The sequence below is a fragment of the Paraburkholderia sp. BCC1885 genome, from assembly GCF_900996235.1.
Classification (GTDB): Bacteria; Pseudomonadota; Gammaproteobacteria; order Burkholderiales; family Burkholderiaceae; genus Paraburkholderia.
Genome location: NZ_CAAJGM010000274.1, coordinates 164,114 through 179,132, shown reverse-complemented (window position 1 = coordinate 179,132; position 15,019 = coordinate 164,114). Strand labels below are relative to the sequence as shown.

The window sequence follows — 15,019 nt, the reverse complement described above, 5'->3', positions numbered from 1 at the left end:
GCAGCGACGGGCAGGGAAGCTAATGCGTGCCGCCGGTTTGCGCCATTACGGCAGGTCGTAGCCAAACGCCTGCTTGAACCGTTCGCTGATCTCCGCCTTGGTGGGCGCGTAGTTTTGCGGTCCCTGGTGTTCGATCTTGAGCGCGCCCATCAGGCTCGCGAGGCGGCCGGTGGTGGCCCAGCCGAGTTGCTTTTCGATGCCGTAGAGCAGGCCGCCGCGGAAGGCGTCGCCGCAACCGGTGGGGTCGAGCACCTGCTTCGCGGTGACGGCGGGGATGTCTTCCGTGCCGCCGGCGTGATGGATTTGCGCCCCGTGCTCGCCAAGCGTGACGATCAGCGCGTCGACGCGGCTCGCGATCTCTTCGAGCGACCAGCCGGTCTTGTCGCTCACCAGTTTTGCTTCGTAGTCGTTGACCGCCAGGTAGGTGGCGAGTTCGATCATGCGGCGCAGCGTGGCGCCGTCGAACAGCGGCAGGCCTTGGCCCGGATCGAATACGAACGGCACGCCGGCTGCGGCAAGCCGTTCGGAGTGCTGCGTCATGGCGTCGTAGCCGTCCGGACCGACGATGGCGAGCGTGATGTCCTTCGCTTCGTCCGCGTGGTTCAGGTGCGCCTGCATCATCGCGCCGGGGTGGAACGCGGTGATCTGGTTGTTTTCGAGATCGGTGGTGATCATCGCCTGCGCGGAGTAGGTGTCCGGCAGTACCAGCACGTGCTCGCGCGACAGGCCGAGCTGGTCGAAGCGATCCAGGTAAAGCTGCGCGTCGACCTCGCCGAGCGCGCCCATGATGCGCGCGTCGCCGCCCAGCAGGTGCAGCGAGTAGCCCATGTTGCCCGCGCAGCCGCCGAATTCGCGGCGCATTGTCGGCACCAGAAAGCTCACGTTGAGGATATGGACCTGCTCGGGAAGGATGTGCTCCCGAAAGCGGCCCTCAAAGGTCATGATGTTGTCGTAGGCGAGCGAGCCGCAAATCAGCGTAGCCAAGATGAGTGGTCCTATAGGAATCTGATGGGTGAAAACGTCGCAACCGTAGCAACCCTGAAACGCCCGTTGATGTAAAAGCGCCGCGCACAGGGCGCGGCGCAGATCCGGGCGAGCGGTGCTTACTTCAGCGCGCCAAGCGCCGCGTCGTAGTTCGGTTCGTTCTTGATTTCGCTGACGAGCTCGGCGTGCACCACCTTGTCGTTTTCGTCGATGACGACCACCGCGCGTGCCGTCAGGCCGGTCAGCGGACCGCTCGTGACGTCGACGCCGTAGGCCTTGGCGAACTCATGGCCGCGGAAAGTCGACGCGGTCAGGACGTTTTCGATGCCTTCGGTGGTGCAGAAGCGCGCGGCTGCGAACGGCAGGTCGCCCGAGATCACGATCACGGCGGTGTTGGCCAGCTTGCCGGCGGCTTCATTGAACTTGCGCGTGGAGGTGGCGCAGGTCGGCGTGTCGAGGCTCGGCACGATGTTCAGCACCTTGCGCTTGCCGGCGAAATCGGCGAGCGTGACCGGCTTGAGATCCTTGCCGACCAGCGAGAACGCAGGCGCGTTCTGGCCCACGGTCGGGAACGTGCCGGCTACATCGATGGGGTTGCCACCCAGCGTGACTTGACTCATGTTGTGCTCCGAAGATTTGTCAGGGATTGACGGTGAACGCGCCCAATGTCCCCCGGGCGCGCAAAAAGTTGCTGTTCTATTCAGGGATAAAAAATCTGCACGCGGAAATTCGAGGCCACCGCGTTGCCGGTATCCAGATGCACGATCATGGTCTGCGTCGTGTGGGCCGGCAGGCCGGCGACGATCGGCGTGCCCGGGTTGACGTAGTCCTGCGGCCACAGCACGCGGCGCACGGCGACATTGTTCTGGTCGTCGAGCAAGGTGAGTTCGATGGCCGGATACGCCAGCGCGACGTTATAGCGGTTGCGCAGCGGCATCTTCAGTTCGAGCTTGTGCGGGCCGTCGATCTGCCGCAGATCGGACGGCTCGACCTGCAGGCCGTCGATGTCGTGCGGCGGCAAGATCAGGCAGCCGAGCGGCTCGCAGGCCTGCGCGTAGAGCGGTCGCGAGACCGGCCACGCCACCATGATGGCCTCGCGTTGCCACCAGGCGAGCTGTGCGAGCAGGCCCACCAGCAGGATCAACGCGACCAGCACGCCGACAATGCGCCAGCCGAGACGGCGCGGCGGCGGCGCGCGGGTTTCGCGTACCACCGGGAACGGGTCGGCTTCGTCGGCGGGCGGGTTGGTGGCGAAGGGTGTCGCGCTGGCGCCGAAATGCGGCTCGTGGTCCGGCGCGCTGCGCAGGGTCGCGGCTGCGGCGGCCGCGTCCGGTAGTGCGGGTTCGTCTTCGAGCGGCTCGGCAGCGGGGCGCTCGATTGGGCGCCAGACCGGGGCTTGCGGTTCGGGTGGCAGCGTGGCTGCCGTAGCGGCCGCGGCTGCGTTTGCATTATCAAGCGCGGCTTCGTGCGCGCTTTCGGACACAAAGTGCTCGGGTTCGGCGCGGAAGGTTTCCGGCGCCGTCTCGGCCTCCGCATCTGCCTGCGGCGCAAAGAGAGGTTCGTGATACGCGACGTTTTCTTCGACAGCCGCCGCCGGCAGCTCGCGTTCATTGGCAGGCCGCGGCGTCACCGTGACGCTGGCGGCGATAGGCGCAAGCGGGAGATTGGCGACGTTGTGACGCAGCCGGTTGTCGATGACCGCGTCGGCCGCCGGCGCCCACGGGTCCCACGTCCCGGCGCTGAAATCGGGCGGCTTCGGATTCGCCGCGCCCACGTTCAGCGCAGCGACGGCGGCAGGGGAAACCGGCTTGGCTGAGGCGAAGTCCGCGCCTTCGGCGGTTTCGTACAGGCTGCTTGAGGCGTCGAACACTTCCTGGCAGTGTCCGCAGCGCACAAGGCCGCGGCGCAGCGCCAGTTGCGCCGGATCGAGCCGGAAGACCGTTTCGCAGAAAGGACAGCGCGTCGCCAGGAGCATATTGAGCCGATTGGCCGCAGGGCCGTTAGTTGGACAATACGTCTTATTCTAATGGCTTTCCCGACGCATTCCCGTCAGGCATACCCAACCTTCGTGTTCACGCCACACGGCGATGTCGATCCACTGTTGATAGACCCGCGCCACTTCGTCTGCCTGACGCGCGAGAATGCCCGACAGCGCGAGCCGGCCGCCCGGCTTCACCTTCGACGACAGCATCGACGCCATCAGCTTGAGCGGGTTGGACAGAATGTTGGCGACGACGATGTCGAACTCTCCCGCCGGACAATCTTCGGGCAGGCCGTAGATGACTTCGGCGCGATTGCGCTCGCTGTTATGGCGGGCGGATTCGACGGCTTGCGGATCGATGTCGATGCCGTAGACGGGATTGGCGCCGCACTTCTTCGCGAGGATGGCGAGAATGCCGGAGCCGCAGCCGTAATCGAGCACGGACTGGTTCGGTTCGACCGACTGCTCGAGCCATTCCATGCACAGGCGCGTGGTGGGATGACTGCCGGTGCCGAAGGCGAGGCCCGGGTCCAGTTCGAGCACCAGCGCGTCCGGGTCCGGCGCGTCGTGCCACGACGGCACGACCCAGATGCGCTCGCCAATCGGAATCGGATCGAACTGCGACTGCGTAAGCCGCACCCAATCCTGTTCCGCGACTTCGCGCACGCTGAAGGCGGGCGCGGGCTTCAGACCCAGTTCGTTGGCCGCGGCGGTCAACAGGACCGCGGGCTCGTGCTCCGTGGCCAGCAGCGCGATCACGCGCGAGCGCTGCCAGGCCGTGCGATCAGGCGTGAGACCGGGCTCGCCGAAGAGCGGCTGCTCGTCGGGCGTATCGGCATCCGCATCTTCCACCGACACGGACAACGCACCCAGCTCAAGCAGCGCGTCGGACAATTCCTCCGCGTGCTCGCGCGCCAGCTCGACGATCAGTTCCCGGTAACTCATGACTTACGCCTCTTCCGGCGCGGCCTGCAGCTTCGCGGCCAGACGGTTTTCGAGGTAGTGAATGCTGGTGCCGCCTTCGACGAACTTCGCGTCGAGCATCAGCTCGCGGTGCAGCGGGATGTTGGTCTGAATGCCTTCCACCACCATTTCCGACAGCGCAATGCGCATCCGCTTGATGGCCTGCTCACGGGTCGCGCCGTAAGCAATCAGCTTGCCGATCATCGAATCGTAGTTCGGCGGCACGAAATAGCCGTTATACGCGTGCGAATCGACGCGGATGCCAGGGCCGCCCGGCATATGCCACGAGGTCAGGCGTCCCGGCGAAGGCGTGAACTTGAACGGATCTTCCGCGTTGATGCGGCATTCGATCGCATGCCCCTTGAACACGATGTCGCGCTGACGGAAGGCGAGTTTTTCGCCGGCCGCAATGCGGATCTGTTCCTGCACGATGTCGACGCCGGTAATCAGTTCGGTCACCGGATGTTCGACCTGCACGCGCGTGTTCATCTCGATGAAGTAGAACTCGCCGTTTTCGTACAGGAATTCGAACGTACCGGCGCCAAGATAGCCCATCTTTTTGCAGGCGTCCGCGCAACGATCGCCGATGCGGTCGATCAGACGGCGCGCGATACCCGGCGCCGGCGCTTCTTCGATCACCTTCTGGTGGCGGCGCTGCATCGAGCAGTCGCGCTCGCCCAGCCAGATGGCATTGCGGAACGAGTCGGCCAGCACCTGGATTTCGATGTGCCGCGGGTTCTCCAGGAATTTCTCCATGTAGACCTGCGGGTTGCCGAAGGCGCGGCCGGCTTCTTCGCGCGTCATGTTGACCGCGTTGACGAGCGCCGCTTCCGTGTGGACCACGCGCATGCCGCGGCCACCGCCGCCGCCGGCCGCCTTGATGATCACCGGATAGCCGACCTGGCGGGCAATTTTCACGATCTCTTTGGGATCGTCGGGCAACGCGCCTTCAGAACCGGGCACGCAGGGCACGCCGGTCTTGATCATGGTCTGCTTGGCGGTGACCTTGTCGCCCATCATCCGGATGGTTTCCGGGCGCGGGCCGATGAAGGTGAAGCCGGACTGCTCGACGCGCTCGGCGAAGTCGGCGTTTTCCGACAGGAAGCCGTAGCCGGGGTGGATCGCTTCGGCATCGGTCACCTCGGCCGCGCTGATCAGCGCCGGCATGTTCAGATAGCTCAGGTTCGAAGGCGCCGGGCCGATACAGACGGCTTCGTCGGCGAGCTTCACATACTTGGCTTCCTTGTCGGCTTCGGAATAGACGACGACCGTCTTGACGCCGAGCTCACGGCAGGCGCGCTGGATACGGAGCGCGATCTCGCCGCGATTGGCAATGAGAATTTTTTCGAACATAGCGGGTTTTCGACTCATCAATGGGCGCCGCTGGGCAGCGGCCGCCTCAGGAGGCCCCCAAACCTTGGCGCTTCGCGCCAGGCCCCTAGAGGAGGTCAATCCCCCGAGGGGACTTCCTCCGGGGCGGAAAACTTGGGGCGGCCCGTTTTCTTGGACGGATCTGTCGCGCGCCCCGATCAGGCGGGCGCACGGACGGCAAACGCAAAGCGTGCCGCGTTAGCCGACCACGAACAGCGGCTGGCCATACTCGACGGCCTGGCCGTTTTCGACGAGGATTTCCTTGACCACACCGGACTTGTCCGACTCGATTTCGTTGAGCAGCTTCATCGCTTCGATGATGCAGATCGTCTGGCCTTCCTTGACCGTGTCGCCCACCTGCACGAACGGCTCGGCGCCCGGCGACGGCGCGCGGTAGAACGTGCCGACCATCGGCGAGGTCACCACGTGGCCCTGCGGCGCGACCGGTGCCGGCGTGGCCGGAGCCGCAGCCGGCGCGTCTGCTGCCGGACCCGCAGCCGGTGCCGGCGCGGCGTACTGCGGAGCGTAGGACGCGGACGGCTGGACGTAAACCGGCGGCGCATTCTTGACGATGCGGACCTTGCCTTCGCCTTCGGTGACTTCCAGTTCCGAAATGCCGGACTCGGAGACGAGGTCGATCAGAGTCTTCAGTTTACGTAGATCCATTGGGCACATCCCCTTTCAATACATGAAGTGCCGGCGGCGCTGCCTGCCGGCTCAAGATAATTTGTTGGAATCAGCCGCGTTGCGAACCGGCGGCGAGCCGGTCGAGCGCGAATTCGAGTGCGTACAGATATCCCTTCCAGCCAAGGCCGCAAATGACGCCCTCCGCCTGGTCGGAGAAATACGAGTGATGCCTAAACGGCTCCCGACGATGCACGTTCGACAGATGAATCTCGACGAACGGGATGCCGATTCCCGCCAGTGCGTCCCGGATCGCCACGCTGGTATGCGTGTACGCCGCGGGATTGATCACGATGAAATCGGTCTTCTCGGCGCGCGCGGCCTGAATCCGGTCGACCAAAGCCCCCTCATGGTTGCTCTGGAACGTCGCAAGTTCAATGCCGGCGTCCGCTGCACGGTCTGCCAGCGCCTGATCGATCTGCGGCAACGTCACGCGACCGTAGACCTCCGGTTCCCGGGTGCCGAGAAGATTGAGGTTGGGTCCGTGCAGTACCAGCAGTCGCGTCATGGTCGCTTCTATTTCCGTGGAATTGGGCGCACTTTAGCGCTGATTAGAGAAACTTGTCTAGTTTCCCGCGCACATGCTTTGATTCCGGCGGCTTTCCGAGAAGCGATCCGATGCGCATCTTCTCGCAATTTTAGGCAATTTGCGTGCAATCCGGCCTGTTTCGACCGCAACTAAAGGTTAGGCAAATGTGAGATCTAGAGGGCGTCCAGGGTCTGTTTGAGCTCTTTCGGCTGGATTTGTCCTAATTTTGTCGACCGAACGTTGCCTTTTGCGTCGATGACGACCGTAAACGGCAGCCCGCCCGCATTATTGCCGAAGGCCCGCGCGAGGTCCGCGCCACCGAAGCCGATGACGTAGACCGGGTAGTCCACCGGCACCTTCTGCAGGAAGGCTTTGACGTTTTTATCCGAATCGACGCCAAGTCCGACGAATTCGATGCCTTTCTTCGCGTATTCACGATGCAATTGCGCGAGCGACGGCATTTCCTCGACGCACGGACCGCACCACGATGCCCAGAAATTGATCACCACCGGATGGCCCTTGAAGAGGCTCAGCGACTGTGCCTTGCCGTCCGCATTGGTGACCGGCGCGGCCCACAGCTGCGCGACCGGGCTCGGCGATTGCGGTTGCGCGGCTTGCGCGACATCCACGCCGCCCGCATTCAGCGGGCCATGTCCGGCGAACACGCCGACACCGGTGGCGAGGATCGCCACGAACACACTTGCCAGAATCCGCTTGCTCTTCATTGTTGTCCGATCAGTTGTTGGGGGTGGGTACACGGCTTTCGTCGAGCAGCGCCTGCACCGCCTGCGCGCTGGCCCGGGCGTGGCGGCCGTTGGCGTCGGCGCGCACCGCGCCGCGCAGATCGTCGGCGTCGTACAGGGCGACGTGGATGCCGACCGGTCCGGCGCCGTGCGCCTCACGCTCCGGGCGCCACAGGAAACTCAACGTCTCGACGTAGCCGCGGCCCGCGAAATGGCGCGTCTCCGAAACGTCGTATTGCACGTTGGCGTTGAGGAAGTAGATGGCGACGTCTTTCGGGTTGTCGCAGAAAGCCTGCAGATAGACATCCGAATGGTCGCCCGCCGTGCCGTTGAGCACCGCGCCGGTCAGGTACGGATTGAAGGGCGCGAGCCGCTGCATCCAGTCGAGCGCGACACCGCGTAGCCGGCGCAGCACGGCCGGCTGGCTGTCGCCCTGAAAGAGCGACTGGTATTCGCGGATTTCGTCTTCGATCTGGTCGTTATCGGGCAGCCATTCTCCGGCCACACGCGTCTCCCCGACGACTTGCCGCGCAGCTTTGCGCTTGGCCGTCGAGTAGTCCAGACCGTCCTCGGCGATCATCCGCGCAGCGGCGATGGCGATTTCCTCGCGCACCCGCTGCGGATCGAAATGTGATTTGCGAACCATCTCACAATCATACTAGAGAATGATGACGGGCCTTTTTGGCTCCGGCGGGGCGCGGCGGGCTCCGGGCCGCGCGGGCGCGTGCGCCTGCCGTGCTCCCGGCGGCCAATGGTGTGGCCAATCGTGGCCAACGGCGGCCAATGCGCGGACGTGGCGACAGGACGCCCGGCGCGGGGCGATCGAAGGGCGTCGGTTACAATAGCGTCCTTTGCAGACGGACCTTTTCGGCCCCTCCTGCGCATCTCCCTCCCACGCAAAATATGCCCGCGCGGCACGACAGGCTTATGCATATCCACATCCTCGGCATCTGCGGCACGTTCATGGGTGGCCTCGCGGTACTCGCGCGCGGCGCCGGGCACACGGTCACCGGCTGCGACGCCGGCGTCTACCCGCCCATGAGCACGCAGCTCGAGGCGCAAGGCATTCGTCTCATAGAGGGTTACGGCGCGGAGCAGCTCGATCTGAACCCCGATCTATTCGTGATCGGTAATGTGGTGTCGCGCGGCAATCCTCTGATGGAAGCCATCCTGGATCGCGGCCTGCCTTATGTGTCCGGTCCGCAATGGCTCGGCGAGCATGTGCTGAACGGCAAGTGGGTGCTGGCGGTGGCCGGCACGCATGGCAAGACCACCACGAGTTCGATGCTCACCTGGCTGCTCGAAGACGCCGGCCTGAATCCGGGCTTTCTGATCGGCGGGGTGCCGCTGAATTTCGGCGTCTCGGCGCGCCTGACCGATTCGAGTTTCTTCGTGATCGAAGCGGACGAATACGATACCGCCTTCTTCGACAAGCGCTCGAAATTTGTCCATTACCGGCCGCGCACGGCGATCCTCAACAACCTCGAGTTCGATCATGCCGACATCTTCCCGGATCTCGCCGCCATCGAAACCCAGTTTCATCATCTGGTGCGCACGGTGCCGGGCCTTGGCCGGATCGTCTCGAATGGCCGCGAGGCCGCGCTCGACCGGGTTCTGGCGCGCGGCTGCTGGAGCGAAGTGGAACGATTCGGCGTGCAGGGCGGCTGGGAGGCCTTGCCGGCGGAAGACGGCGTGCCGGTCGACGAGCGCTTCGCGGTGTATCACAACGGCGAGCGCGCGGGCGTGGTCGAGTGGCAGGTGCAGGGCGAGCACAACCGCATGAACGCAATCGCGGCCATCGCCGCGGCGCGCAGCGTGGGCGTGCCGCCCGCGCAGGCGGCGCAGTCGCTGGCGGGCTTTCGTAATGTGAAGCGCCGCATGGAAGTGCGGGGCAGCATCGACGGCGTGACCGTCTACGACGATTTCGCGCACCATCCCACCGCGATCCAAACCACGGTGGCCGGTCTGCGCACGCGCGTCGGCCGCGAGCGCACGCGGATTCTCGCGGTGCTGGAGCCGCGCTCGAACACCATGAAGCTGGGCGTGATGAAGGCGCAGTTGCCGGCGAGCCTCGCCGACGCCGACCTCGTGTTCGGCTACGGCGCGCCCACGGGCCGCGACGCGCTCGGTTGGAATCTCGGCGAGGCGCTGGCGCCGCTCGGCGACAAGGCGCGGGCCTTCGACAACCTCGACGCTCTCGTCAAAGCGGTGGCCGCGGCGGCGCAGCCCGGCGACCAGGTGCTGGTGATGAGCAATGGCGGCTTTGGCGGCGTCCACCAGAAGCTGCTCGACGCGCTGTCGGCGCGGCCGGCTTCATCCAGGCGAGGCGAGGCGTGATCCTTTATCTGCACGGTTTCCGCTCGTCGCCGAACTCGTTCAAGGCGCGCGTGATGGCGGCGCGGCTCGCCGCGCTGGGCCGCAGCGCGGAATGGTGCTGCCCGATGCTGCCGGTCTCGCCGCTGGCCACCATCGCGCTGGCCGAGTCGCTGGTGGCCGCGGCGGCGCCGCAACGGATCACCGTGGTTGGCAGTTCGCTGGGCGGTTATTTCGCCACGCACCTGGCCGAGAAGCATGGCTGGCCGGCGGTGTTGCTGAATCCGGCGGTCGTGCCGCAGCGTGATCTCAGTCAGTACCTCGGCGAGCAGCCGCTTTGGCACGGCGGCGGCAGTATCGTCGTCGAGCCGCATCATCTGGATGAGTTGCGCGCGCTCGGGGTCGCATCCATCACGCGGCCCGAACGCTATTATTTGATAGCGGCCACCGGCGACGAAGTGCTCGATTACCGCGAAATGCTGGCCCATTACCCGGGCGTGCGCACCACGCTGATCGAAGGCAGCGACCACGCGATCAGCGAGTTCGAGCAGCATGTCGACGACGTGCTGGCCTTTTGCGACGCAGAGGACCTGGAACCGCCGGCGCCGCGTGCGGCGACCTGATCCGCTGCACCCTTGATTCATGCCGCCCGCGCCCAGCATGCGCGCGCGGATCCACCACCACGAACACGTTGCCGACGCGCGGGCCGAATTCAACCGCCAGGCGCCGCGGCAGATGCAAAGTCAGAACGAGAGTATTGAGTGAACGTTTTCTTTGAGGAATCGGGCAGTTTCAAGGCGGGCAGCGTGCTGTCGCGCCAGGGCGATGCATTCCAGGTCGAGCTGCCGGGCGGCCGGCGCGCGAAGGTGCGCGCCAAAGACGTGTTGATCGAATTCGAAAAGCCGAGCGCTGGCGATCTGATCCAGCAGGCGGACGCGGCCGCGCAGGAGATCGATCTGGACTTCCTGTGGGAATGCGCGCCCGACGACGAATTCCCGTTTGCCACGCTGGGCGCCGATTATTTCGGCGCGTCGTTTGGTCCGGTGGAGCGGGCCGCGCTGGTGCTGCGCATGCACAGCGCGCCGGTCTATTTCCGCCGCAAGGGCCGCGGCCAGTATCAGCGCGCGCCGCAGGAGCAACTCAAGCTGGCGCTCGCCGCGCTTGAGCGCAAACGTCAGCAAGGGCTGGTGCAGGCCGGATACGAAGAAGAGCTGAAAGCGGGCCGGCTGCCGGAAGCCTTCGCCGGCAAGGCGCTGGGTCTCCTCACCAGGCCGGACAAGAACACCATCGAATACAAGGCGCTCGAAGCGGCGGCCGCCGCGCGCGGCATTTCGCAGGCGCGGCTGATGCTCGAATGCGGCGGCATTCCGTCGGCGCGCGCGCTGCATGAAGCGCGTTTCCTGTCGGAATTCTTCCCGCACGGTACGGGCTTCCCGGCGGTGACGGTCGGCGCGCTACCGGAGGATTTGCCGGAGGCTGATGTACAGGCCTTCTCGATTGACGACGTCACCACCACCGAAATCGACGATGCGTTTTCGGTCGAGCATCTGGCCGATGGCCGCGTGCGGATCGGCGTGCACATCGCGGCGCCGGCGCTGGGGATTACGCGTGGCGACGAGATCGATGCGATCGCCCGCACGCGTCTGTCGACGGTCTACATGCCCGGCGACAAGATCACCATGTTGCCGGATAGCGTGGTCGAAGCCTTCACGCTCGCCGAAGGCGGCTTGCGCCCGGCGCTGTCGTTGTATGTGATCGTCAACCGCGAAACCCAGGAGATCGTCGCCAGCGAGACCCGCGCCGAACGCGTGTTCGTGAAGAACAACCTGCGGCACAACACGCTCGACGAACTCGTCACCGAAGAGGCGCTGGCCGCCGGCAGCGGCGAGTATCCGCATAAGGACGATATCGCGGTGCTGTGGCCGTTCGCCCTCGCGCTGTTCGAAAAGCGCCAGCAGGCGCGCGCCGGTTACGGCCTGCGCCGCGAAGTGCAGCGTAATACGGACTTCAACTTCTACGTCGACGGCGAGCACATCACCATCACGCCGCGCCGCCGTGGCTCGCCGCTCGATACGATCGTCGCCGAGCTGGCGATTCTCGCCAATTCGTCGTGGGGCGCGTTCCTGCACGATCACGGCGTGCCGGGTATCTACCGTTCGCAACGGGCCTTCGGCGCGCCGGTCGGTCCGAAGCGCACGCGCATGCAGACCACCGCCGCGCCGCACGAAGGACTTGGCGTCGCGCAATACGCGTGGAGCACGTCGCCGCTGCGCCGCTACACCGACCTCGTGAATCAATGGCAGTTGCTCGCCTGCGTGCAGCATGGCGTCACGGCCAAGCTGGCGGCGCCGTTCAAGCCGAAGGACGCCGATCTGTTCGCCGTCGTCCAGGGCTTCGACGACACCTACTCGGCCTACGCCGATCACCAGCGCCGCATGGAGTACTTCTGGTGCCTGCGCTGGCTGAAGCAGGAGGACAAGAAGCAGGTGGTGGCGACGGTGGTGAAGGACGACCTGGTGCGGCTCGAAGAAATTCCGCTGCTGCTGCACGTGCCGGCGCTCGGCGTGCATGCACGCGGCACGCGTTTGCTGATGGAAGTGATGTCGATCGACGAACTGACCGTGGAAGCGTCCGTGCGGATGCTGCACGTGCTCGACGCGCCGACGGTCACGAGCGGCGCCGAGCCCGAGGAAGCCGAAGACGTCGAAGACGACGGCGGGGGCGAAGAAGAATTGCTCGACGCCGCGGACGATTCGGCGCAGAGCGAGGCGGAAGCCGAGGCCGAGACCGAGACCGACACCGAGGCGGGTACGGAAGAGGCCCCTGAGGAAAACGGCGACGACGGTGCGAACGAAGAAGACACGCCTGCGGGTCAGCAGGTGGAGGAGCCGGGTCAATGAGCCGGACTCCTTCGGCGTCTGCGTCGACGGCTTTGCCAGGCGTCACGCAGCAGACCCTGAACCAGACGACGGATCGGGCGATTGCCGCTGCCGGCCCGCGTGACCGCTATGCAGTGGTGGGCAATCCGGTCGCGCACAGCAAGTCGCCGTTCATCCACGCGCGCTTCGCTGAGCAGACCGGCGAGCCGGTCGAATACACGCATCTGCTCGCGCCCATCGACGCCTTCTTGCCGCAGGTGCGCGCGTTCGTCGAAGCGGGCGGACGCGGTCTGAACGTGACGGTGCCCTTCAAGCTGGAGGCGCACGCGCTGGCCACGAAGCTCTCGCCGCGCGCCGCGGCTGCGGGCGCGGTGAACACCTTGCGCTTCGAGCCGGGCGAGATCTACGGGGACAACACGGACGGCTTCGGCCTCGTGCGCGATATCGAAGTCAATCTGGCCACGCCGCTCAAGGGCGCCCGCATCCTGCTGCTGGGCGCGGGCGGCGCCGCGCGTGGCGTGGTGCTGCCGATACTGGAGCGCGCGCCGCATACGCTGACCATTGTCAACCGCACGGCGGCGAAGGCGAGCGAGCTGGTCGACCAGTTCGGCGCGGCGGCTCACGCAGCCGGCTGCCGCCTGAGCGGCGGCAGCGCGGCAGCCATCGAAGCGGGCGCATACGACGTCATCGTCAACGCGACGGCGGGCAGCCTGGACGCCGCCTTACCCGAATGCGACGACGGCGCGTTCGGCAGCGCCACGCTCGCCTACGACATGATGTACGGCGCGCAACCGACCGTCTTCATGCAGCACGCGCAAACGCTAGGGGCGCGCGCGGCGGACGGGTTGGGCATGCTTGTCGAGCAGGCGGCCGAGTCGTTCTACATCTGGCGCGGCGTGCGTCCCGACGGCGCGCCGGTGCTGGCGCAACTGCGCCAGATGCTGACGGCGCCGGGCGCGGCGTGACGGTGATGATGCGAACGAGGAAAGCCAGCCGGCCGGGACCGACCCGCTGGATCCTTTACGTGGGCGCGGTGGTTGCGATCGCCTGGATCGCGACACAGTTGTTCTACTTCGTGCAGATCGGCATCTGGAACTACGTGAATCCGCAGTCGACGGCGTTTATGCGCTCGGACGCCCGGCGTCTGGCCGACGATCGGCCTGATCTGTCGATTCAGCATACCTGGGTGCCATACGAGCAGATTTCGCGCAATCTCAAACGCGCGATCATTGCTTCTGAGGACGCGAACTTCGTCAACAACAACGGCTACGAAACCGACGCGATCCTGCAGGCGTGGGAGAAGAACAAGGCGCACGGCAAAATCGTGGCGGGAGGTTCGACGATTTCGCAGCAACTGGCGCGCAATCTGTTTTTATCGCGCCAGAAGAGTTACGTCCGCAAAGGCCAGGAGCTGATCATCACGTGGATGCTCGAGACCTTGATGGACAAGGAGCGCATCTACGAGCTTTATCTCAACTCGGTCGAGTGGGGTAACGGCGTGTACGGCGCCGAGGCTGCCGCTCACTATTACTACAAGACTTCGGCGGCGAAACTGACGGCGTCGCAATCGGCACGCCTCGCGGTCATGCTACCGAGGCCTCAATATTTCGACGAGCACCGCAACTCGCCATACCTGGCGCAACGCGCGGGCGTGATTAGCCGGCGGATGGGCGCGGCTGAACTGCCGTAACAAGCCGCCGCCGTGTTCGCGGCGTGTTCATATTGGCCTTACTGAACAGGCTCGCTGACGTTTTCCTGGGCTTGCGGTGCGCGAAAGCGAAGGCTGATTTCGTCCGACGCGCCATTCTCGTTATGCAGCCGAAAAGTGAGATCTTTGGTGTTGGCGGCCAAATGGAGAATCCCAATTGTGGCGTGCGGAAAGTACGGTTCGCAGAACTTACGAGTGCCAGGATCGATGTGAGGTAGTGCAAGGTGGCACAGCCAGTTGCAAATGGAAGGCAATGGATGCACAGGCAGTGACCGAGACCCTATAGCGTGGTTGAGAGCGGTCTGATCGCAGACCACGGTGCCGGCCGTTGCGTCTAACCCGTGTGCGAAACTTTCGGCCCAATGGCTCCAATGCGGCGCATCCCCTCTGAGGGCGAATACGCCGGCGTTATAGTAATTTCGAGCGCCGATCTGCTGCGCGGCATTGTCGCCGTAGTACCGGCGCAACCGGTCAGCTCGCCATGCGGAGGTGAGTGTCTTGTCGTAAGACCGGTCCAGCTCGGGCACGATGCTCAATGCACCGCTTGCCGCCGTGCGGGACAGCCATTCCAGAACGAATTGCTCCCGCACCCACGCGTCGCAATCGATCCAGATATACACGTCGTATCCGGGGAAATAGTCAGGAAGGAAAGGACGGGCGGTAAGCGCGCGCAGATGCGGCGCGCGCCCGCGCAGCGCTGCATCGACCGGTAAATCCCATTTGGGTTCGACAATGCCAATACCCTCGGAGCAAATCCAGGCGCGATTCTGAGCATTCAAACCGACATCGAGACATCCGATATCTGCCAAGGGCAACTGGTTTTCAAACAGGCTCAATGAGTTCACGAGCCCACGCAATAGAGGC

At 65.0% G+C, this 15,019-nt stretch carries 15 protein-coding genes; 5 read left to right on the top strand and 10 right to left on the bottom strand.

The features are described 5' to 3' along the window. Positions 1–45: 45 nt before the first annotated feature. From FQ755_RS35625 to FQ755_RS35585, 9 genes are all read right to left on the bottom strand, one after another. Complete coding sequence (locus FQ755_RS35625; protein ID WP_144162686.1) at positions 46–984, bottom strand: carbohydrate kinase family protein; 939 nt, start codon at positions 982–984, stop codon at positions 46–48. A 119-nt stretch (positions 985–1,103) separates the two neighbouring features. Next, on the bottom strand, positions 1,104–1,604 hold the full coding sequence (tpx, locus tag FQ755_RS35620) for a thiol peroxidase (protein ID WP_144162684.1): 501 nt from the start codon (positions 1,602–1,604) through the stop codon (positions 1,104–1,106). An 80-nt stretch (positions 1,605–1,684) separates the two neighbouring features. Then, positions 1,685–2,959 (bottom strand): DUF3426 domain-containing protein, encoded by a 1,275-nt coding sequence (locus FQ755_RS35615; RefSeq protein ID WP_144162682.1) that lies wholly within the window; start codon positions 2,957–2,959, stop codon positions 1,685–1,687. A gap of 48 nt (positions 2,960–3,007) precedes the next feature. Further along, the gene (gene prmA / locus FQ755_RS35610; protein WP_144162680.1) at positions 3,008–3,910 is read right to left on the bottom strand and encodes a 50S ribosomal protein L11 methyltransferase; all 903 of its coding nucleotides are present in this window, start codon (positions 3,908–3,910) and stop codon (positions 3,008–3,010) included. A 3-nt stretch (positions 3,911–3,913) separates the two neighbouring features. Next, positions 3,914–5,281 carry an acetyl-CoA carboxylase biotin carboxylase subunit gene (accC, locus tag FQ755_RS35605; protein WP_144162678.1) on the bottom strand — a complete coding sequence of 456 codons (1,368 nt, stop codon included), beginning with the start codon at positions 5,279–5,281 and terminating at the stop codon, positions 3,914–3,916. Between the two features lie 216 nt (positions 5,282–5,497). After that, positions 5,498–5,965, bottom strand: a complete 468-nt coding sequence (gene accB, locus FQ755_RS35600) for an acetyl-CoA carboxylase biotin carboxyl carrier protein (protein WP_144162676.1) — start codon at positions 5,963–5,965, stop codon at positions 5,498–5,500. Positions 5,966–6,035: 70 nt separating this feature from the next. Beyond that, positions 6,036–6,491 carry a type II 3-dehydroquinate dehydratase gene (aroQ, locus tag FQ755_RS35595; protein ID WP_144162674.1) on the bottom strand — a complete coding sequence of 152 codons (456 nt, stop codon included), beginning with the start codon at positions 6,489–6,491 and terminating at the stop codon, positions 6,036–6,038. Between the two features lie 194 nt (positions 6,492–6,685). Further along, positions 6,686–7,237 carry a TlpA family protein disulfide reductase gene (locus tag FQ755_RS35590; RefSeq protein WP_144162672.1) on the bottom strand — a complete coding sequence of 184 codons (552 nt, stop codon included), beginning with the start codon at positions 7,235–7,237 and terminating at the stop codon, positions 6,686–6,688. A gap of 10 nt (positions 7,238–7,247) precedes the next feature. Then, on the bottom strand, positions 7,248–7,901 hold the full coding sequence (locus FQ755_RS35585; RefSeq protein WP_144162670.1) for a UDP-N-acetylmuramate--alanine ligase: 654 nt from the start codon (positions 7,899–7,901) through the stop codon (positions 7,248–7,250). 281 nt (positions 7,902–8,182) lie between these two features. Between FQ755_RS35585 and mpl the strand changes: the two genes are divergently transcribed. From mpl to mtgA, 5 genes are all read left to right on the top strand, one after another. Then, positions 8,183–9,592, top strand: a complete 1,410-nt coding sequence (gene mpl, locus FQ755_RS35580; protein ID WP_144162668.1) for a UDP-N-acetylmuramate:L-alanyl-gamma-D-glutamyl-meso-diaminopimelate ligase — start codon at positions 8,183–8,185, stop codon at positions 9,590–9,592. Further along, positions 9,589–10,191 carry a YqiA/YcfP family alpha/beta fold hydrolase gene (locus tag FQ755_RS35575; protein WP_144162666.1) on the top strand — a complete coding sequence of 201 codons (603 nt, stop codon included), beginning with the start codon at positions 9,589–9,591 and terminating at the stop codon, positions 10,189–10,191. The genes mpl and FQ755_RS35575 overlap by 4 nt, the downstream gene beginning before the upstream one ends. A 138-nt stretch (positions 10,192–10,329) precedes the next feature. Continuing rightward, complete coding sequence (locus FQ755_RS35570; RefSeq protein ID WP_144162664.1) at positions 10,330–12,468, top strand: ribonuclease catalytic domain-containing protein; 2,139 nt, start codon at positions 10,330–10,332, stop codon at positions 12,466–12,468. After that, positions 12,465–13,412 carry a shikimate dehydrogenase gene (gene aroE, locus FQ755_RS35565; protein WP_144162662.1) on the top strand — a complete coding sequence of 316 codons (948 nt, stop codon included), beginning with the start codon at positions 12,465–12,467 and terminating at the stop codon, positions 13,410–13,412. Before FQ755_RS35570 ends, aroE begins: the two co-directional genes overlap by 4 nt. A 5-nt stretch (positions 13,413–13,417) precedes the next feature. After that, positions 13,418–14,137, top strand: coding sequence for a monofunctional biosynthetic peptidoglycan transglycosylase (mtgA, locus tag FQ755_RS35560; RefSeq protein WP_144162660.1), 720 nt, complete (start codon positions 13,418–13,420; stop codon positions 14,135–14,137). A gap of 38 nt (positions 14,138–14,175) precedes the next feature. Here mtgA and FQ755_RS35555 read toward each other — a convergent pair whose 3' ends face one another. Then, complete coding sequence (locus FQ755_RS35555) at positions 14,176–15,000, bottom strand: hypothetical protein (protein ID WP_144162657.1); 825 nt, start codon at positions 14,998–15,000, stop codon at positions 14,176–14,178. Positions 15,001–15,019: the final 19 nt, after the last annotated feature.